This is a genomic window from Polynucleobacter sp. HIN8 (genome assembly GCF_030297615.1).
In the GTDB taxonomy this organism is placed as follows: Bacteria; Pseudomonadota; Gammaproteobacteria; order Burkholderiales; family Burkholderiaceae; genus Polynucleobacter.
Window position 1 is genome coordinate 1,550,785 of sequence record NZ_AP028139.1, and the last position, 19,307, is coordinate 1,570,091.

General features: G+C 47.6%; 25 protein-coding genes. 11 read left to right on the forward strand and 14 right to left on the reverse strand.

The window, feature by feature from the left end; translation table 11 throughout:
• Positions 1-423 (forward strand): type II toxin-antitoxin system VapC family toxin, encoded by a 423-nt coding sequence (locus QUE65_RS08090; RefSeq protein WP_286280554.1) that lies wholly within the window; start codon positions 1-3, stop codon positions 421-423.
• Here the strand turns inward: QUE65_RS08090 and serS are convergent.
• The 3 genes from serS to QUE65_RS08105 are packed head-to-tail and all read right to left on the reverse strand — an operon-like array spanning position 420 to position 4,752.
• Complete coding sequence (serS, locus tag QUE65_RS08095) at positions 420-1,736, reverse strand: serine--tRNA ligase (protein WP_286280556.1); 1,317 nt, start codon at positions 1,734-1,736, stop codon at positions 420-422. The genes QUE65_RS08090 and serS overlap by 4 nt on opposite strands.
• Before the next feature lie 23 nt (positions 1,737-1,759).
• Complete coding sequence (locus QUE65_RS08100; RefSeq protein WP_286280558.1) at positions 1,760-2,428, reverse strand: outer membrane lipoprotein carrier protein LolA; 669 nt, start codon at positions 2,426-2,428, stop codon at positions 1,760-1,762.
• A 17-nt stretch (positions 2,429-2,445) separates the two neighbouring features.
• Positions 2,446-4,752, reverse strand: coding sequence for a DNA translocase FtsK (locus tag QUE65_RS08105; RefSeq protein WP_286280559.1), 2,307 nt, complete (start codon positions 4,750-4,752; stop codon positions 2,446-2,448).
• Between the two features lie 50 nt (positions 4,753-4,802).
• Here QUE65_RS08105 and trxB point away from each other — a divergent pair, with 50 nt between their 5' ends.
• Complete coding sequence (trxB, locus tag QUE65_RS08110) at positions 4,803-5,759, forward strand: thioredoxin-disulfide reductase (protein WP_286280560.1); 957 nt, start codon at positions 4,803-4,805, stop codon at positions 5,757-5,759.
• Here the strand turns inward: trxB and QUE65_RS08115 are convergent.
• The 3 genes from QUE65_RS08115 to QUE65_RS08125 form a co-directional block, all read right to left on the reverse strand.
• A complete protein-coding gene (locus tag QUE65_RS08115; RefSeq protein ID WP_286280561.1) occupies positions 5,756-6,094 on the reverse strand; it encodes a helix-turn-helix domain-containing protein in 339 nt (112 codons plus the stop codon). The genes trxB and QUE65_RS08115 overlap by 4 nt on opposite strands.
• The gene (locus tag QUE65_RS08120) at positions 6,075-6,350 is read right to left on the reverse strand and encodes a BrnT family toxin (protein ID WP_215369756.1); all 276 of its coding nucleotides are present in this window, start codon (positions 6,348-6,350) and stop codon (positions 6,075-6,077) included. The genes QUE65_RS08115 and QUE65_RS08120 overlap by 20 nt, the downstream gene beginning before the upstream one ends.
• Before the next feature lie 80 nt (positions 6,351-6,430).
• Positions 6,431-8,488, reverse strand: a complete 2,058-nt coding sequence (locus QUE65_RS08125; protein ID WP_286280566.1) for a sodium-translocating pyrophosphatase — start codon at positions 8,486-8,488, stop codon at positions 6,431-6,433.
• A 185-nt stretch (positions 8,489-8,673) separates the two neighbouring features.
• Here QUE65_RS08125 and ppa point away from each other — a divergent pair, with 185 nt between their 5' ends.
• The 3 genes from ppa to QUE65_RS08140 all read left to right on the forward strand — a co-directional run bounded on the left by ppa (position 8,674) and on the right by QUE65_RS08140 (position 11,272).
• Complete coding sequence (gene ppa / locus QUE65_RS08130; RefSeq protein ID WP_286280567.1) at positions 8,674-9,210, forward strand: inorganic diphosphatase; 537 nt, start codon at positions 8,674-8,676, stop codon at positions 9,208-9,210.
• Positions 9,211-9,235: 25 nt separating this feature from the next.
• Positions 9,236-10,867, forward strand: a complete 1,632-nt coding sequence (locus QUE65_RS08135; protein WP_286280569.1) for an NAD+ synthase — start codon at positions 9,236-9,238, stop codon at positions 10,865-10,867.
• A gap of 66 nt (positions 10,868-10,933) precedes the next feature.
• The gene (locus tag QUE65_RS08140) at positions 10,934-11,272 is read left to right on the forward strand and encodes a P-II family nitrogen regulator (RefSeq protein ID WP_215369761.1); all 339 of its coding nucleotides are present in this window, start codon (positions 10,934-10,936) and stop codon (positions 11,270-11,272) included.
• A gap of 6 nt (positions 11,273-11,278) precedes the next feature.
• Here the strand turns inward: QUE65_RS08140 and QUE65_RS08145 are convergent, their stop codons facing one another.
• Both QUE65_RS08145 and QUE65_RS08150 read right to left on the reverse strand, forming a co-directional pair.
• On the reverse strand, positions 11,279-12,208 hold the full coding sequence (locus QUE65_RS08145; RefSeq protein ID WP_286280570.1) for a helix-turn-helix domain-containing protein: 930 nt from the start codon (positions 12,206-12,208) through the stop codon (positions 11,279-11,281).
• A 100-nt stretch (positions 12,209-12,308) separates the two neighbouring features.
• On the reverse strand, positions 12,309-12,917 hold the full coding sequence (locus QUE65_RS08150; protein ID WP_286280571.1) for a response regulator transcription factor: 609 nt from the start codon (positions 12,915-12,917) through the stop codon (positions 12,309-12,311).
• 121 nt (positions 12,918-13,038) lie between these two features.
• Here QUE65_RS08150 and QUE65_RS08155 point away from each other — a divergent pair, with 121 nt between their 5' ends.
• From QUE65_RS08155 to QUE65_RS08165, 3 genes are all read left to right on the forward strand, one after another.
• Complete coding sequence (locus QUE65_RS08155; RefSeq protein ID WP_215369767.1) at positions 13,039-13,203, forward strand: rubredoxin; 165 nt, start codon at positions 13,039-13,041, stop codon at positions 13,201-13,203.
• Between the two features lie 63 nt (positions 13,204-13,266).
• Positions 13,267-14,973, forward strand: coding sequence for a dihydroxy-acid dehydratase (ilvD, locus tag QUE65_RS08160; RefSeq protein ID WP_286282497.1), 1,707 nt, complete (start codon positions 13,267-13,269; stop codon positions 14,971-14,973).
• A 3-nt stretch (positions 14,974-14,976) separates the two neighbouring features.
• Positions 14,977-15,348, forward strand: coding sequence for a hypothetical protein (locus QUE65_RS08165; protein ID WP_286280573.1), 372 nt, complete (start codon positions 14,977-14,979; stop codon positions 15,346-15,348).
• A gap of 7 nt (positions 15,349-15,355) precedes the next feature.
• On the opposite strand, the gene QUE65_RS08170 is transcribed toward QUE65_RS08165, so the two are convergent.
• The 5 genes from QUE65_RS08170 to QUE65_RS08190 all read right to left on the reverse strand — a co-directional run bounded on the left by QUE65_RS08170 (position 15,356) and on the right by QUE65_RS08190 (position 16,845).
• Positions 15,356-15,706: a hypothetical protein gene (locus QUE65_RS08170; protein ID WP_286280574.1), complete on the reverse strand. Its 351-nt coding sequence runs from the start codon at positions 15,704-15,706 to the stop codon at positions 15,356-15,358.
• A 34-nt stretch (positions 15,707-15,740) separates the two neighbouring features.
• On the reverse strand, positions 15,741-16,052 hold the full coding sequence (locus QUE65_RS08175) for a hypothetical protein (RefSeq protein WP_286280575.1): 312 nt from the start codon (positions 16,050-16,052) through the stop codon (positions 15,741-15,743).
• 13 nt (positions 16,053-16,065) lie between these two features.
• Positions 16,066-16,335, reverse strand: coding sequence for a hypothetical protein (locus QUE65_RS08180; RefSeq protein ID WP_215369774.1), 270 nt, complete (start codon positions 16,333-16,335; stop codon positions 16,066-16,068).
• Positions 16,336-16,430: 95 nt separating this feature from the next.
• Positions 16,431-16,631: a hypothetical protein gene (locus QUE65_RS08185; RefSeq protein WP_286280577.1), complete on the reverse strand. Its 201-nt coding sequence runs from the start codon at positions 16,629-16,631 to the stop codon at positions 16,431-16,433.
• A 25-nt stretch (positions 16,632-16,656) separates the two neighbouring features.
• A complete protein-coding gene (locus QUE65_RS08190) occupies positions 16,657-16,845 on the reverse strand; it encodes a hypothetical protein (RefSeq protein WP_286280578.1) in 189 nt (62 codons plus the stop codon).
• Between the two features lie 89 nt (positions 16,846-16,934).
• Between QUE65_RS08190 and QUE65_RS08195 the strand changes: the two genes are divergently transcribed.
• From QUE65_RS08195 to QUE65_RS08205, 3 genes are read left to right on the forward strand one after another with little or no spacing between them, the layout of a single operon-like run.
• Positions 16,935-17,693 (forward strand): PilZ domain-containing protein, encoded by a 759-nt coding sequence (locus QUE65_RS08195; protein WP_286280580.1) that lies wholly within the window; start codon positions 16,935-16,937, stop codon positions 17,691-17,693.
• 11 nt (positions 17,694-17,704) lie between these two features.
• Positions 17,705-18,139 (forward strand): surface-adhesin E family protein, encoded by a 435-nt coding sequence (locus QUE65_RS08200; protein WP_286280581.1) that lies wholly within the window; start codon positions 17,705-17,707, stop codon positions 18,137-18,139.
• 32 nt (positions 18,140-18,171) lie between these two features.
• Entirely contained in the window at positions 18,172-18,858 is a 687-nt protein-coding gene (locus QUE65_RS08205) for a tetratricopeptide repeat protein (RefSeq protein ID WP_286280582.1), read from the forward strand.
• 5 nt (positions 18,859-18,863) lie between these two features.
• Here QUE65_RS08205 and QUE65_RS08210 read toward each other — a convergent pair whose 3' ends face one another.
• Positions 18,864-19,307, reverse strand: coding sequence for a bactofilin family protein (locus QUE65_RS08210; RefSeq protein ID WP_215369785.1), 444 nt, complete (start codon positions 19,305-19,307; stop codon positions 18,864-18,866).

Sequence of the window (19,307 nt, forward strand, 5' to 3'; positions counted from 1 at the left end):
ATGCTTTATATCGATACGAGTGTTTTTGTTGCGCTGTGCACACGCGAAGCTAAAAGTAAGGCTGTTGAGGTTTGGTATGAGAAAGCAAGCGGTGATCTGATTAGTTCAGTCTGGACTTGTACTGAGTTTGCTAGCGCGCTGGCAATTAAAGAGCGAAATGGACAAATTACTTCCAAACAAAGTCGTAGTGCTTGGACTCTCTTTGAAAAAATTTGTTCGTATGATGTCGAGTTGCTGCCAATCAAAAGAAATGTCTTTTACTCTGCCGGGCTGTTGACTTTAGACGCAAAGTCAAACCTTCGGGCAGGCGATGCATTGCATCTTTCTGCCGCTAAAGAGATGAAGTCAAAATTGATGGTGACTTTGGATAAAGTACTTGCCAAAAACTCAGAGAAGGCGATGATTAAGGCACTGGTGCTTTAGGATATCGAACGAATCACCTCTAAGCCACCCATATAAGGCTGAAGTACCTTGGGGATCCGAATACTGCCATCGGCTTGCTGGTAGTTCTCGAGTAGTGCTACTCCCGTTCGGCCCACTGCTAATCCAGAGCCATTCAGAGTATGGAGTAACTCGGGCTTGTTCTGCCCAGTTTTATAACGCGCCTGCATCCGTCGCGCCTGGAAGTCACCCATGTTTGAGCAGGAACTAATTTCCCGATAAGCATGTTGCGAGGGAATCCATACCTCTAGATCATATGTCTTGGTACTGCCAAAGCCCATATCCCCTGTGCATAAAAGCACACGGCGATACGGCAACTCCAATAACTCCAGAATCTTTTCGGCATGCGCAGTGAGCTCCTCTAACGCTTGCATCGATTTCTCGGGATGACTGATATGAACCAACTCCACCTTATCAAACTGATGTTGTCGAATCATACCGCGCACATCGCGCCCATAACTCCCAGCCTCCGATCGAAAGCACGGAGTGTGGGCTACATACTTGATTGGCAATTGCTCACTATTAATAATTTCATCGCGCACCAAATTGGTCACGGGTACCTCAGCGGTCGGAATCAGGTAAAAGTTTTCAATCCGCTCACCTCCATCGTCTGGGTGTTCCCCGCCCATCTTGCGCGGCACTTTAAATAGATCAGCTTCGAACTTGGGAAGTTGTCCAGTCCCCTGCATCGCTTGAGCACTCACCATGTATGGTGCGTAGACTTCTTGATACCCATGCTGCTCGGTATGCACATCAAGCATGAATTGCGCTAGGGCACGGTGCAATTTCGCTGCATTTCCTTTTAACACCACAAAACGAGCGCCGCTAATTTTGGCAGCTGCATCAAAATCAAGTCCAATCGGTGCACCTAAATCGACATGGTCTTTGGGGGTGAAATCAAAGTGCGTTGGCCTTCCCCAAACCTTGATCTCTTTGTTTTCATCGGCAGTTTTACCAACCGGAACACTCGCATCGGGCAAGTTGGGAATATTAAGAACAAAATCCTTAATCTGTTCTTGCAAAATCGTTAAGCGCGCAGAATTTTTCTCAAGCGCTTGATTCACGGTGGTTGACTCCGCAAGCTCTACATCAGCATTTTCACCCTTGCCTTTTTTCATACCAATGGCTTTGGCCAATTGATTGCGCTTGGCTTGCAACTCTTCAGTGCCGGCTTGGAGCTGTTTACGCTCATTCTCGAGCTTAGTAAACAGGTCTGCATCAAGCTCGAACTTACGGGTTGCTAAGCGTGCCTTGACGGTCTCTAAATCTTTACGAAGCAGTTGGGGATCCAGCATACGATTCCTTTGGGTTCAAGCCATTAGTTTAGTCGCACGACCTCAGCGCCTTGCGGAGGTTTAAATTGAAAGCGACTGGGGTCCACGCCGGGGTTGATTTGCATTGAATTAAAAATCACCAACACCATGCTGCCAAATCCGTCGGTTAACTCCAAAGCCCTAGGTAGGCCAGAGCTCATGCCAATTGCAATTTGCGTGTATGGCAGATCGCCCTGCCCAGATTTTGCTTTTGGCTTTAAGTTCACCCACTGAAGATTAGTTTTGGTTCCCGCCTCTTCGAGATCAAATTGCTGATCGAGGACGACATCCCCAAAGAGGATAGCAGCAGGCGATGCCGCTAAGGCTTGATTGGCCGAGCGAATCGTTAACTGATTGAGGTCTTTATCCCACATCAGAAGTTGCTTGCCATCCATGATGAGTTTTTGCTCATACGGCTTTTGGGTATCCCAGACAAAACGGCCAGGGCGCTGAAATACAAATTGCCCTGACGTTTGCCGAATCATCTTTGGTTTATCTTGTGGCTCATTGGCTTTGGGTGAGCGCATTTGTTGTTGCACAAACTCGCCTTGAGCAGAGCGCACGGTCTTTACAAACTGTTTGAGCTGCTCTATTCCAGAAGGTGTTGTTGGTTGTCCATGAACAGGATTTAAGAGCACAAAGGCTAAGAGGATGGAATAAAAAACGCGCACCATGTCGTCGATTTGCTGACTTATTCGCTTGGACGAACCAGAATCTCGCGATTGCCATTACCGCCCATCTTCGAAACCAACCCAGCTTTTTCCATATCTTCTAGAAGGCGTGCTGCCCGGTTATAGCCAATCCGCAGATGCCGCTGCACAAGCGAGATGGAGGCACGTTTATTTTCGAGCACAATCGCAACAGCTTGATCATAGAGGGGATCGGCTTCGCCACCACCATTGCCACCACCATTGATCGCATCCATGGTGGACTCATCGGCACCCTCGAGCACACCCTCGATGTAATTCGCCTCACCCTTCTCTTTGAGCCATGAAACGACGCGATGCACTTCATCGTCAGAGACAAACGCGCCGTGCACCCGGATCGGCAATCCAGTACCCGGTGGCATATACAGCATATCGCCCATCCCCAATAGAGTCTCGGCACCCTGTTGGTCTAAGATGGTGCGACTGTCCACCTTACTGCTCACCTGAAACGAAATCCGAGTTGGAATATTCGCTTTAATCAGACCGGTAATCACATCCACACTAGGCCGTTGTGTTGCCAACACCAAATGAATTCCGGCGGCACGCGCTTTTTGCGCAATCCGCGCAATTAACTCCTCGATCTTCTTACCCGAGACCATCATGAGATCAGCGAGTTCATCGATGATCACCACAATAATCGGGGCCTTATAGAGTGGCTCAGGATCCTCAGGTGTTAAGCTAAATGGATTGGTGAGTTTCTCGCCCTTGGCTTCGGCTTCCATAATCTTTTTATTAAAGCCCGCCAAGTTACGCACACCAAACTTACTCATCAGTTTGTAGCGGCGCTCCATCTCATTGACCGCCCAATTCAGTGCGTTATAGGCTTGCTTCATGTCGGTAACGACTGGGCAAAGAAGATGCGGCACTTTCTCATAGACCGACATCTCAAGCATCTTGGGATCGATCATGATGAGTCGCACTTCATCGGGCTTTGCTTTAAAGAGGATCGACAAAATCATCGCGTTAATCCCAACCGACTTGCCTGCGCCAGTGGTACCAGCAACCAAGCAATGGGGCATCTTCACTAAATCTGCGACCATCGGACTACCCGAAATGTCCTTACCTAAGGCTAAAGTGAGTAAGGAGTGATTGTCGTTATAGACTTGCGAACTCAAAATCTCGGAGAGGTAAACCGACTGTCGTGCGGGATTGGGCAACTCAAGTGCCATGCAGGTTTTACCCGGGATAGTCTCGACCACTCGCAAACTCACAACACCCAATGAGCGCGATAGGTCGCGTGACAGATTGACGATTTGACTACCTTTCACACCAACCGCAGGCTCAATCTCATACCGCGTCACGACCGGTCCAGGGTAGGCCGCAATGACTTTGGCCTGCACCCCAAAATCATCGAGTTTGCGCTCAATCAATCGTGAGGTGAACTCTAGGGTCTCCGCAGAAATTGTTTCCTTCGCCTCAGGAACGGGGTCCAAAAGTGAGAGTGGTGGCAACTCCGAGTCCGGTATTTCCACAAAGAGCGGTTGTTGCTTCTCACGCTCAACCCGCTCGCTCTTCACAATCTTGAGCGGCTGGTTGAAAATTTGCACCTTCGGTGCCACCTCTTCCCGAATTCGCACTTCCTCGACATGCTCTTCACGCTCAACAGCTGCCTGCTCACCAATCTTTTGGTCCTCCTGCGCTTCGCGCTTTTCACGTAAGCGCCGCACACCAAGCTCAACATAACGCCCAACCTGCTCTGCGAGTGTTAGCCATGAGAAATGCAAAAAGAGTGAGAGTCCTACCGCCAGGCCAAAGATGAGAATCAGGGTTGCGCCAGTAAAGCCAAAGGCCATTTGCAGGGGGTCCCCGATCACTTCGCCTAAGATGCCGCCTGGGGGTCTTGGTAACTCCCATTGCAAGGAATGCATTCGAATCGATTCCAGCCCCATGCTGCAGGTCAGGGTCAAAGTAAAACCCAACCAACGCGTCCAAAAGGATTCTGGTTTAGCTTCTGGGTCAACCGGTAAGGGCACACTCCACAGCTCACGCCAACCTTGATATACCCGTCTAGCAAAGAGAATGACCCACCAAAATGCCGAGACCCCAAAAATGTAGAGCATCAAATCAGCGGTCCATGCACCGATGCGTCCACCAATATTTTTAGGAGCCTCAAAACTGGCGTGCGACCATGCAGGATCAGACTTGGTGTACGTAATTAGCACAGCAAATAAACCGAGGCAAATAGCCAGCAGGAGCATCCAGCGTACTTCAGCAATTAGGCGAGACATCTTGCCAGTGCCGCCCTCAGGAGGCAACGGGGTCTTAATCTGTGGAAGCGAGCTACGGGCCATGTTGGTCTGATTGTAAACAAGCCTTGCCTGTAGAACCCTATAATTTAGGGATGACTATAACCACCAAACACTCCAAAGTTCTAATTCTGGGCTCCGGTCCTGCCGGCTATACCGCTGCAGTCTACGCCGCCCGCGCCAACCTGAAACCCACTCTCATTACTGGGCTCGCCCAAGGCGGCCAACTCATGACCACCACCGACGTGGAGAACTGGCCAGCAGACCCCAATGGTGTTCAAGGTCCTGAGCTCATGGATCGCTTCTTAAAGCATGCGGAGCACTTTAATACCGAGATCATTTTTGATCACATCCACACAGCCGCTCTCACTGAAAAGCCTATTCGCCTGGTAGGCGACTCCGGCACCTACACCTGTGATGCACTCATCATCTCAACGGGTGCTTCTGCCCAATACCTTGGTCTGCCGAGTGAAGAGGCATTTATGGGTCGCGGAGTATCGGGTTGCGCTACCTGCGATGGCTTCTTTTATAAAGGCCAGGATGTCTGTGTGGTCGGCGGTGGCAACACGGCCGTTGAAGAAGCGCTCTACCTTACTGGTATTGCCCGAAAAGTGACGGTGATTCATCGCCGTGACAAGTTCCGTGCTGAGCCGATTCTGAATGATCGATTAATGGCAAAGGTTGCCGAAGGCAAGGTCGAACTTAAATTGAACGCCACCCTTGATGAAGTCTTGGGTGATGAAAAAGGAGTGACCGGGGTGCGCATCAAAAAACAGGATGGCAAGACAGAAGACATTGCAGTATCGGGCGCCTTCATTGCAATTGGCCATAAACCCAATACCGATTTATTCGTAGGTCAACTCGAAATGAACAATGGCTACATCAAAACGCATTCTGGCCTAGAGGGTAATGCCACCGCAACCAATATCCCTGGCGTCTTTGCTGCTGGGGATGTCCAAGATCATATCTATCGCCAAGCCATTACGAGTGCGGGCACAGGTTGTATGGCAGCACTGGATGCGCAGCGTTATTTGGAGGCACTTGACGGTTAAGCAGTAAGAGCAATTAGCGCAAGCTCGGGCGAGCGATCCAGTATGCGCAAAAGCGCTCGAGCAGCACCGGTAGGAGCGCGTTTACCTTGCTCCCAATTGCGGATTGTTTCTAGTGATACACCAATTTTTCGAGAAAACTCTAACTGGGATAAACCCATCTTCTTTCTGACTCGAGCTGCATATTTACCCGCGTCACGCATTGCCATAGCATCATCATTTTTTTTATGCCGAGCAATATCAATTTCGGTTGTAGCATCAATTAATTTTTGATTAATTCGCCCTCGAACCTTCTTCCGTGGTTTACTCAAATCAATACTAACTCGAACTTTTTTCATATTTTCTTACCTCTCTAGCATTTGCTCTTCGGGCAGAAATTATTCGAATAATATTCGATCGATGAGTAAATATAACAACGTAGCATTTTTCGTCTAATTTTCCAATTAAACGAAATCGGTCCTCACCGTAATCCCACCTATCGTCGGTTTCCACTAATCGGTAGGGATCTCGAAATACATCTATAACCGCCTCAAAATCAAACCCTCTCTGAATATAACAATCATTACTTTTTAACTCATCCCATTCGAAGTCCATTGCTTATAGTAGTTCAATGAACTACTCTTGTCAAACAAAAAACCCAGAGTAAATCTGGGTTATTTGTTTTGGTTCGCCCCCTACCGCACTACAGGTAAGAGCGGCACGATTAACAGTGCCACGATATTAATGATCTTAATGAGCGGGTTGACTGCGGGACCTGCAGTATCTTTGTAAGGGTCGCCAACGGTATCGCCAGTCACGGCAGCCTTATGAGCCTCCGATCCTTTACCGCCATGGTTACCCTCTTCAATGTATTTCTTGGCGTTATCCCACGCACCACCTCCAGTACACATCGAGATTGCGACAAAGAGGCCAGTAATAATCGTTCCCATCAAAAGGCCGCCCAGTGCAGCAGGCCCTAAGAAGAGACCCACCAGAATTGGAACCACGACCGGTAAGAGCGATGGGATGATCATTTCCTTAATCGCTGCGGAGGTCAGCATGTCGACAGCCTTACCGTACTCTGGCTTAGCAGTTCCTTCCATGATCCCAGGGATGTCTCTAAATTGACGACGCACTTCCTCTACCACGGCGCCTGCACAACGGCCTACTGCCTCCATTGCCATCGCTCCGAAGAGATAAGGAATCAAGCCGCCAATAAATAGGCCGATGATCACCATGTGGTTAGAAAGATCAAAAGTCACTTGCTGGCCGATTGCCTCTAAAGCATGGGTGTAGTCTGCGAACAGCACCAGGGATGCAAGACCCGCTGAGCCAATCGCATACCCTTTGGTCACCGCCTTGGTGGTGTTCCCCACTGCGTCCAAGGGATCGGTGATGTCGCGCACTGAATCAGGCAATCCTGCCATCTCGGCAATGCCACCAGCATTATCGGTAATGGGGCCATAGGCATCGAGTGCCACCACAATTCCGGCAAGGGAGAGCATGGCCGTTGCGGCCACTGCAATTCCATAAAGACCTGCCAAGTAATACGCAGCAAAGATCGCCATACAAACAAAAATAACGGGGTAAGCAGTTGAACGCATTGATACGCCAAGACCTGCAATGATGTTCGTACCATGCCCTTTGGTTGATGCTTCGGCAATATGCTTAACGGGCTTGTAATCAGTGCCGGTGTAATACTCCGTAATCCATACCAATCCAGCGGTCAGCAACAGACCCACAATCGATGATCCAAATAAGCGCCACTGACTGCCTGGGATGCCCAAGGCGTCATCCGGAATAATCCAATTGGTTACAAAGTAAAAACCAACCAAGGAGATCACACCTGAGATGATTAAGCCTTTATACAAAGCAGGCATCACGTTTTTCATACCAGGGCTCGCTTTGACAAACGAGCAACCAATAATTGACGCAATAATCGAAATGCCGCCGAGCACTAACGGATAAATAACCGCTGCGACTGGGGCATTCATGACCATGAGCGCTCCCAAGACCATCGTTGCAATCAGAGTCACTGCATAGGTCTCAAATAAGTCAGCGGCCATACCCGCACAGTCGCCGACGTTATCACCCACGTTATCGGCAATCACCGCTGGGTTACGTGGGTCATCCTCCGGAATACCCGCTTCGACTTTACCGACTAAATCAGCGCCTACGTCGGCACCCTTCGTGAAGATGCCACCGCCCAAACGAGCAAAGATTGAAATCAAGGAAGAGCCAAAGGCCAAACCAATCAGCGGATGCAAGACATCAGAGAGATCTTGGCCGTTATCCATCGACACGAGGAGCATAAAAAATACGCCAACACCTAAGAGGCCCAACCCCACTACGAGCATGCCAGTAATCGCGCCCCCCTTAAAGGCAACGTTTAAGGCTTGGTTCATGCCCTGAGTGGCAGCCTGCGCAGTTCGCACATTCGCACGCACTGAAACGTTCATGCCAATGAAGCCACAAGCTCCCGACAGCACAGCACCAATCACAAAACCGATCGCCGTTGCTAAATCAAGGAAGACCGCCATCAGGATAGTTAGCACCACACCGACAATGGCAATCGTTTTATATTGGCGTGCTAGATAAGCAGCCGCCCCTTGCTGAATCGCCTCAGCAATCTCGACCATCCGGGCGTTGCCGGTATCTTGCTTAAGAATCCAGGTGCGCATCACAAAGCCGTATACCACCGCGATGACACCGCACGCTAGGGCAAAGTACAGACCAAAAGTTACATCACTCATGCTAAATCACTCCTACTTGGTTGAGGATTCAATTTAATTTTGAAACGACAAGCTTGCTATTAGCCCAAAGGCTTAAAATAGTGAGCCTGCAGCTTTGAAAGTATCCAACAGAATTAGCGCTTTACCACTTTGCTAAGATCAGGGTATCTACTAAGCAGACCGTTTTTATTTAATTTGGAGCATTTATGAGTCTTGATAACGTCACCCCAGGAAAGAGGGTTCCTGAGAACTTTAACGTCATTATTGAAATCCCCATGAATGCCGACCCCATCAAGTACGAGGTCGATAAGGAAACTGGGGCAATTTTTGTAGATCGCTTTATGGGTACTGCCATGCACTACCCCTGTAACTACGGCTACATCCCCAAGACCATTGCGGGGGACGGCGATCCGGTTGACGTCTTGGTAATTACACCTTTTCCTTTAATCCCTGGAGTGGTGGTCAGTTGCCGTGCGCTTGGCGTTTTGCAAATGAACGACGAGGCTGGTGATGATGCCAAACTGCTAGCGGTTCCAGAAGATCGTATTTTATCGATCTATAGCCATTGGGAGAGCTCAGAGGATATCAACCAAATGCGTTTAAATCAGATTCAGCATTTTTTTGAGCATTACAAAGATTTAGAAAAGGGCAAATGGGTCAAAGTCAAAGGGTGGGGTTCCATTGCGGATGCCCACAAAGAGATTACCGATGGCATGACCCGCTATCAGAAAGAGAAGGCATAAGCATGAATCGTGCATGGCGTTGGTTATGAGTCAGCGTGCTCATTCCCCCATGCAGATTGCTCTAGCGCAACTCAATCCTCTGTTGGGTGATTGCATTGGTAATGCGCGGGCTATCTTTGAGGCGGCTCAAAAAGCCCATGATCATGGGGCGAGCCTCCTCCTAACTCCGGAGCTCTCCCTAACTGGCTACCCTCCAGAGGATCTTTTACTGCGTCCTGGGTTTATCAAAGAGACACAAACCGTTCTCCAATCCCTGTGTACCGAACTAGGAGCGTTACAAGGCTTAACCGTGATTGTGGGTCACCCTGCTGTATCCAATAGTGGGTTACGTAATGCAGCGTCGGTCATTGAGAATGGCAAGGTCATTGCAACCTACTTCAAAAACGAATTACCCAATCACGAAGTTTTTGATGAGAAACGCTACTTTGTTGCGGGGGAGAATGCCTGCGTTTTTGATCACCATGGTTTGAAACTGGGCGTTTTGTTATGCGAGGATGTTTGGCATCCAGAACCTGTGCTCAAAGCTCAACAAGCTGGTGCACAAATGATTGTGGTGTTAAATGCATCGCCCTACCACCTCCAAAAAGAACACACACGCTATGAGCTTCTCAAGCAGCAGAGTCAAGCCTGTGGTTTACCGATTTTTTATCTCAATATGGTGGGCGGGCAAGATGAACTCGTCTTTGATGGTGGATCATGCGCAGTCAACTCCCAAGGGGAGCTCGTTTTTGCAATGCCACAGTTCGAGGAAGAGGTCGGATTTCTTCGAATTGAAGCTTGCGAACCGCAGCGAGGAGTAATCGCCCCTGCATTAACGCTCGAGGCACAAGTCTATAAAGCACTGGTCATGGGAACGCGTGATTATGTGCACAAAAATCGCTTTCCAGGAGTTATCCTTGGGCTTTCGGGTGGGGTCGACTCCGCTTTGGTATTGGCGATTGCAGTTGATGCACTCGGATCTGATCAGGTCCGTGCGGTGATGATGCCCTCGCCCTATACCGCAGAAATTTCTTGGCTTGATGCGCGCGAACTCGCATCCAATTTGGGTGTGCAATACGATGAGATTTCGATTCAAGGTCCCGTCGGTGCTTTTGAAGATGCCCTGCAAAAACAATTTGCTGATTTACCAAGCGATACGACCGAGGAGAATATTCAGGCTCGGGCGCGTGGCACGATCTTGATGGCACTCTCAAATAAGACGGGGCGCTTAGTCCTCACCACGGGCAATAAGAGTGAAATGGCCGTTGGGTATTGCACCCTCTATGGGGATATGGCCGGGGGCTTTGCCGTGATTAAAGATATTGCCAAGACCTTGGTCTATCAACTCTGTCGCTATCGCAATCAAATAAAACCAGTGATCCCCGAGCGGATTTTGACTCGGGCACCATCGGCAGAATTGCGCCCCAATCAAACCGATCAAGATAGCCTGCCTCCCTATGAAGTTTTAGATGCCATCTTGGCTCGCTATATGGAACAGAATCAATCCAGTTCGGAAATCGTTGCAGCCGGCTTTGATTCTGCGGCGGTGCAAAAAATTACACGTCTCATTCAGATAAATGAATACAAACGCCGTCAGGCACCGCCTGGGGTTCGCATTACCGCTCGCGCCTTTGGTCGAGATTGGCGCTACCCCATTACTTCAGGGGCCAAGCTCTAGTCCTAAAAATCATGGGGAAATGAGGAAGTCACCGTCCTTGAGTATGATTGAGCTAAAGGAGACACTATGAAACTAATTACTTCAATTATTAAACCCTTCAAACTTGATGAAGTGCGCGAAGCACTAGCTGAGGTTGGTGTAACTGGCCTTACCGTTACCGAGGTGAAAGGCTTTGGTCGTCAAAAGGGTCACACCGAACTCTACCGAGGCGCTGAGTACGTGGTTGATTTTTTGCCCAAAGTGAAAGTAGAAGTGGTGGTTTCCGATAATCTGGTTGAAACCGTGACTGAGGCCATCATCAAAGCCGCACGCACTGGAAAAATTGGTGATGGGAAAATTTTTGTGAGCTCCGTAGAACAAGCGATTCGAATTCGTACTGGCGAAATCGATGACGCTGCAGTCTAGGGCTGATTAATACGGAACTTCCTCAAGAATGACACTGCTTGCATTTGGATCGTCAATCCGAACGCGATAGCCCTGAAAAAAGATATCCGCCTGAGAAAGATTGGTGGTCATTAATACAAATGGGGCTTTACCAAAAAACGAGTGTGAGCCATTGACATCCAAGGCACGTTTTTCTAATTTGCCCGTTCCATCTTTGACGCATACCACTTGCTTAATACGGCTGGAGATATAAACCATGTTTCCAGCCTTCGTGGGACTTGGGGAGCGATACGTGGTTTGATTGGCGTCGGGCGCTGGGCAGTTTTCATTGGTCGCAGTGGTTACTGCCGGGGTCGTCGTGGCAACGGGTGCTGGATTGGTTGTTGCAGCGGGCACTGGCTCTTCTTTCTTCGGAGCAGTGTCAAGCGACTCGGTAGGCATCTTAGCAAGCGGTGGCTCAACAACTTTCTCTTTCGCAGGAAAATCGATCATTAAAAAAGTAGCGGCGATTGCTGCAAAGAGCGCAAAAAATACATACTTCGTATTTGAAGTTTTCGGTTTTGGTTCATCGTCACTCAAATCAAAACGCTCTATGGTTTCAGGAATCTTTTCAACGATTGGTTTTGTTACTGGTGGCTCGCTTGATTTTTCTTCGGGGACTTCGCTCTGCTCCACCTCAGCATTTTTTTCTGCCTGTTGACTCTCTTGAACCAAATCGGGACCAAAGTCAAAAACATCGTCATAACTTAAATCTAAATAATCAGCGACTTTTTTAGCTGCAGCCACTTTAATCGCTAAGGAATAAAAATGACTGCGCTCACCACTTTCAATCTGTTCGATTTGTTTGACCGAAAAACAAAGATCCTTCGATATTTCGTGAATAGAAATGCCTTTTGACTCTCGAGTCTTTTTAATGACTTCACCCCGAATTTCGGGCAGAGGATTATGGTTTGGCATTCAGTCTCATCGATTTATTATTAATATTTATAACGATCTTAGTCATTATTTATCAGCGCAATATAGCCCAAACATCAACAAAAGTCTATTTACCTCGGGGCTAATTCATTTCAAGGTGAAAACGGACTAAGTCCTGGACCGACGCGGCGCGCATTTTTTCCATAACCCGAGCCTTATGCACCTTAATTGTTGCATCGGTTGTTCCTAGCTGCTGAGCGATTTCTTTATTCATTAAGCCACTCACCAATAGAAAAAAAACCTCCTTTTCGCGAGGCGTCAATAACAAAAAGTTTTGCTTAATTTCGCTCGTTTTTAGGATTCGCTTGAACTGCTTCCTATCATATTCAAGTGCCGTTTGAATCGCATTTAATAATTCTTCTAAATTAAATGGCTTAAATAGAAAATCCAATGCGCCTTTTTTCAACCCTTTAACAATTTGTTGGGGGTGACTTTGTCCACTCAGAAAAATAATCGGCGTTGTACTGCCATTTTTTTCGAGGCAATCCAATAACTCCAAGCCTGAGAGATCGGGCATTTGCATATCAAGCAAAATAACTGCGGGGGAAACAACACGGCTATTGCTTAAAAAAGATGTCGCACTGTTGTAATCAAATACATCGTAGCCAACATCCGCCAACATGCGGGATAAGGAACGGCGAATGGCATCATCATCATCAATTAAGTAGATGGTTCCGTTCAATGTGCTCATTGCTTTCCCCTAGTTGGCATTTTTGGAATTTACCGACCCCGATCCCGTTAGGCTATTCGCTTTATGGCTAATTTAGGTCAATATCACTAAAATAATTCTTTTAATTCAAAGTACAAACCCCATGAGAACCTATTTATGCATTGTCTGTGGCTTTATTTATGACGAGTCGGCTGGGCGCCCTGAGGATGGAATAGCCCCCGGAACGCCCTGGGACGCGGTACCAAGTGATTGGGCATGCCCAGATTGCGGCGCTGGTAAAGATAGCTTTGAAATGATGGCTATTTAGTGATTCGGTGTAGGAATACACTGACGAACTCGTTAATGATTTAATTTTTGGATGACCAAACCCATGTCAAATATCAAGACCGAAAAACGCTTAAATGAACGCTCTCGCAAGGTGACCGAGGGGGTTGCAAGGGCTCCCAATCGCTCCATGTATTACGCAATGGGTTACAAAGAATCGGATTTTGGCAAACCGATGGTGGGGGTTGCCAACGGTCATTCCACAGTGACGCCCTGCAATAGCGGCTTACAAAAACTAGCCGATGCTGCAATTGCCGCCCTTGAGTCATCCGGCGCCAAGGCCCAAGTATTTGGGACTCCAACCATTTCCGATGGTATTGGCATGGGGACCGAAGGCATGAAGTACTCATTGGTTTCACGGGAGGTCATTGCTGACAGCATCGAGGTTTGCGTCAATGGTCTTTGGCAAGACGGTGTAGTGGTTATTGGGGGTTGCGATAAAAACATGCCTGGCGGGATGATGGCACTAGCTCGAACCAATGTCCCTGGCATTTATGTTTATGGTGGAACCATCAAGCCAGGCCATTACAAAGGTAAAGAATTGAACATCGTATCGGCCTTTGAGGCGGTTGGGGAATTTACCGCCGGTCGCTTGAGCGAGGAGGATCTCAAGGGCGTTGAACAGCATGCCTGCCCAGGCAGTGGATCATGTGGCGGTATGTACACCGCAAATACGATGAGCTCGTCCTTTGAGGCGCTCGGCATGAGCCTGCCTTACTCCTCAACCATGGCAAACGAAGATCAAGAGAAGGTCGAGAGTGCCGCCCAATCCGCCCGCGTTTTAGTTGAGGCAATTAAGAAAAATATTCGTCCTCGTGATGTCATCACCAAAAAATCGATTGAGAATGCAGTAAGCGTCATCATGGCTGTTGGTGGATCAACCAATGCGGTCTTACATTTTTTAGCGATCGCCAGTGCCGCTGAGATTGATTGGACGATTGATGACTTTGAGCGGATCCGCAAAAGAGTTCCGGTCATCGCCGATATGAAACCCTCCGGAACTTTCCTGGCAACCGATTTGCACCAAGCCGGCGGAATTCCACAAATCATGAAAATTTTGCTTGATGGTGGCTTGCTCCACGGCGATTGTTTAACCATTACTGGAGAAACTGTTGCCGAGGTATTAAAAGATGTCCCAGCAAAACCAAGAAGCGATCAACGGGTAATTCGCTCACTGGATAACCCAATCTATCCTCATGGGCACTTGGCAATTCTGAAGGGCAATATATCCCCTGAGGGCTGTGTTGCAAAAATTACTGGTCTCAAAAATCCGTCCATCACCGGTCCTGCCCGGGTGTTTGACTCAGAAGACGATGCCATGGCAGCGATCCTTGCCCAGAAGATTAAGGCCGGAGATGTGGTGATTATTCGTTATGAAGGGCCCAAAGGTGGCCCTGGAATGCGCGAAATGTTAGCGCCTACTTCTGCTTTAGTTGGCCAGGGGCTTGGAGAAAGTGTTGGCCTGATTACCGACGGACGGTTTTCTGGAGGCACCTGGGGGATGGTGGTAGGACATGTAGCTCCCGAGGCTTTTGTTGGGGGAACCATCGCCCTGATTCAAGAAGGCGACTCCGTAACCATCGATGCCAATCAACTATTGATTCAGCTCAATGTCCCCGAGGAGGAGATCGCCAAGCGTCGAGCTGCCTGGAAACAACCAAAATCGCGTTATACACGGGGTTTGCTGGCAAAGTACGCTCGTCTAGCGAGTAGCGCCAGTCTTGGGGCTGTCACGGATCTGGATTTAAAATAAGGCATGCAACTTATTTGGATCGGAGGCTCAACCTCCCAAGTCAAGAAAATCAGTATCACTGGTAAGGGTCTCATCAAGCTTACCGTGATTATCTGTATTTTTTTGTTCCTGACTGGATTTGGTGTTCATTTTTTAGGCTACCGGATTGCCTTTCATGTGAACCCCGAGCTCACTCGGGCAATGGGTGGAGCGATATCGATTCAACAAAAAGAGTTGATTGAGGCCAGTTACAAAGAACAGGTGCAAAAACTGGAAGCCAATATTGCACAGGTCAATCAAAAAATTGAAGAGCTGACGGTCATTAAAGATCAATTTGCCGATATCGCTACACCTGCTCCGGTCAAAAGCAAATCCAACAACCTTAATACAAAGTAAGGGTTTCTTAAGACCCTTTAATCAGAATACGGCTCAGTGCCGCTCTGGCTTCTGGAATATCGAGATCCATCGCAATTTGCAATAACTCAATCGCTTTTGCATGATTGCCCGTGTGGTCTAACACCAATCCATAGTTATAGATGGCCCTTGGATTCTTATTCTTGAGTTCCCGCTCGAGATCATGAAACAAAAGCTCGAGCTGCTGAGGAGTTAATTGATTATTGAGGGCCATCTTGCATGGCATCAGGTATGTGCATTCGTAACTGCCGGATTCCAATGCCATAAACGCCTCAAAGGCTTGTGGATAAAGGCCTAACTTGAGGTAGCGCTCGGCCTCATAAAAATCTGAATTTTCCATAACTGACTAGATACCAATACCGATGCGCACAAACTCAGCGCTTAATTGCACTGGCTGCCTCTTCCTTGGCCTTCTTACGAGCCAATGCGGCTCGCTCCTCTTCCTCTTCTTTTAATTGCAGTATTTTGTTGCGCTCTTCGATGTAGATATCAAATGATGAAAAAGTTTCTACAAACTCAAACTGACCTGTAAATTCGTCAACGGGAATAAAGTGGAGTTCGGGTGAGCCAATAAATTTGTACTCCAAAATTTGTACGCCGGCCGGATTGGGTGCCAGAACATTATTAACAACCACCTTCATCCCCTCACCATTTACATACATATCATTGCGCTGTGGTTGTCTCACGATCCATACCCCTTTATGAGTTCTCGATCTGTTTGTAGATCTTCAAACGAGGATCATTGGGATAAACCACACTGGTTTGCAAAGAAGTTGATAAAGGGTTGATGTCAACAATGACGCCACTGGCTTTTTCAGTACCCTCAATGGCATTGGATTTGGGAACATAGCGATAATCGCCCTGGGTCTCTGGAAGGCCCAGTTTAAGCTCAGCCAAGGTCGCGCCGCTTCGCAAGTTGGAGCTGCCAACGTAGGGGGCTAATACGGAATTTATCGGGGTGTCAGCCATATGCAATATCAATCATGATGAACACATTGATTCTAGGTCAAAATTACGACAAATAAAAGTATCCAATAGCCTGGTAATTTTATAAGTACTTGATTTTATTTATTTTTATTATGTGATTTTTTATCGCTAGTACGATAACGTCGATACAAAATATTGCCAGTAATGCTAATAGCCTCTTGAGCATCGAGCGCCTCAACGGTTTCAAACTCCATTCTGCCTTCTTTATTGACATAATCAACTCGCCACCATTTACCTCGCACTTGGGTTGCTATGAGGATTTCGTAGTCTTTTTTCATAAATGGTGCAATTCAATTTGCATCATTACCTTTTGAAAATCCGCGCCCACTGAGTTTGAGCCCATGCCTGAACGCGTGGGGAGAAACTTGCTGCAAAAATGATATCAATCGCTCCCCAAATAAATGATGCTCGCGAAAGTTCGATGACGGCAAGCACAATAAATAAAAGCATCAAAAATCGCCGCAATCGATCGTCGGGAAGAAAATGATTCATGATGAATATTGATAAAGATGAATTCAATTAATGTTCTGAAACTTAGTATACAAATGATTTATCAGGCAAAATAAGATTTTTTGCCACCTTTGAGCGCTCGCATTTACCCCCCCGAACCTGGAGAGATTGCCCCTAATTACTGGGTAGACCCTCGGTTTACCTATAAAAATCTAGAGCGCATTTTTGAAGAAGACCGAATCTGTGGATTGTTCAAAAATGCATCGGATCGGGAAGGAATTAGCATCAATGTTCTAGGCGTTGAGCCCTCTGGATTACGCTTTAAGGTGATGCCTTTGGCAGACGGATCCCATCCCGCCATCATCGGCACCCGCATCTTAGTAACTTATGTGGATAGCGGTAAAGTGCAATTCAGTCTGAACAACATCCGCCTCGCGACCGATTCGTCCTACACCAGCGATCTTCCCCAAAAAATTGCAATTGTTCAACGACGCAAAAACTTTAGAACACCGGGGCCCGGTAATTTTGATCGGGATTTCAAATTACTGATTTACTTTGCCCAGGGCAAGGAAATGATTGCGCAAATTGTTGATATGTCGGAGGATGGCCTCCAGTTGGATTTGCGTGCTGATGCCACTGATATGTCAATTGGCACAATTTGGACAGGCTGCTCATTTGAGCGCCTCAAAAATCGCTCCGAGCCATTTGATCTTGTTATTCGTAACACACGTCTGAGCCAAGAATCTTCACGGATACGCATTGGCTGTCAACTTTTGGATCCCACTCCTCGCAATCGCATTGAATTTGAAAGCACGCGAAATGGAATTCATACCGCTCGTGTACAACGCCGACTCAAATTCTGGTTCCAAAATGTCTCATGGTGCTCTTAGGCGCAGTCTTTATGAAATTTTTCTCTTCCTCGCTGCCGGTGATTAACAGATTACTTCTTGTCCTTCTGATGGCCCTTTCAATGGCGGCACTTGCGCAATCAAATAGCGAGTCGTGGAAGGTATTTGGCAAGCTTTCTAACAGCACGATTTACATTCAAGAAAAATCCATTGAAAAAATTGGGCCCTTCCTAAAAGTATGGATCTTGCAAGACTACCTTGCCCAACGGATGGGACCAAATGACGAACCCTATCGCTCGGCGATCACGCTAATTCAGTTTGATTGCCAGGAAAAGAAGTCCCAAAAACTCAATGGTCAAGGCTTCATCGAGCCCATGGGCAAGGGCCGTTTTATCGACCTGACAGAGAGCGATCCGCCGTGGATTGACCTGCCGGTTGATTCCGTTGGATTTCATATTATTGAAACATTTTGCGCATCGACTAAATAACGCGCCTAGGATTAACCCTATATAATTTTAGGATGGGATATAACGCAGGCGCATTCGAATTAGGCAAACTAAATCTTGATAAAGGCAAGGTCGATATTGCCTTTGATATCTTCTTTGATCTTGCCAAAAATGATCTGGATGAAGATGCGCTTTACATGTTGACTCGGATGACTTTCGATGGTCAATTAGGTCCCGAGCAGATTGAACTCTTTTATGAATTCCAAAACTCCCATTCGTCATACGGTAATGGCTACGCCCTTTATAACGTGGGTTTAATGCACGAACGCGGTTTGGGTAAAGTGAAACAAAACTACAAAGTAGCGGTCGAGTACTACGAGAAAGCCATTAAAGAAGAAGTTCATGATGCCTATTGCAACTTAGGCAATATTTATGCGCTCGGTTTAGGTGTTGATCAGGGGGTTCCGCGCGACATATTTAGGGGTCTTGAATTACTCAGTAAGGGTGCCGAGTCGGGTAGTCGTCAGTCAGCTTTCACGATTGGCTCACTCTACGGCAAGGGTGAATTTATTCCTCAAGACAATTCCAAAGCAGCCTATTACCTAACCTTGGCGGCAATGATGGGGCATGAGCAAGCGAAACGCGTACTTGCCATCTTTGCCCATGCCCACAAAAACGAGAGCTTTGACCGCGAATTTGATGCCGCTAATGTGAAGTTTGGCGAAATCGAAAACCTACGAAAACTCTACCGCTGCATCTAAAGGGCTTAGGTAGAAGTAATTTTTTCCCAGTTTTTCTTAAATACTTGGCTGCTATCCTGAGTATCCAAGTCCTTGGATCTTGAAATCATTAAGCCATTTAAGCGAGCGCCCGGCTCAATACCAATCTGACCGTAGGTTACATCGCCATGCACGACTGAACCATTGTGAAGTTCAACGCGCTCCGTACAGTAGACATTGCCTTCGACCCGCCCCGCAATAATGACGCGATAGGCGTAAATATCACCTTGTACCAAGCCATTTTTTCCAACCGCAATACTGACGACTCCGTCTTGCGAGGTTTCCACATTGCCAATGACCTTACCGTCAATTCGCAAGCTCTCAGAGGCAACCAGACGCCCATGGATTTCAGTAGCCTCGCCAACCATGGTCTGAAATGACTCAATGGTTTGGCCAAGGGTTTTGATTGATTTGGATTTGTTGCCAAACAT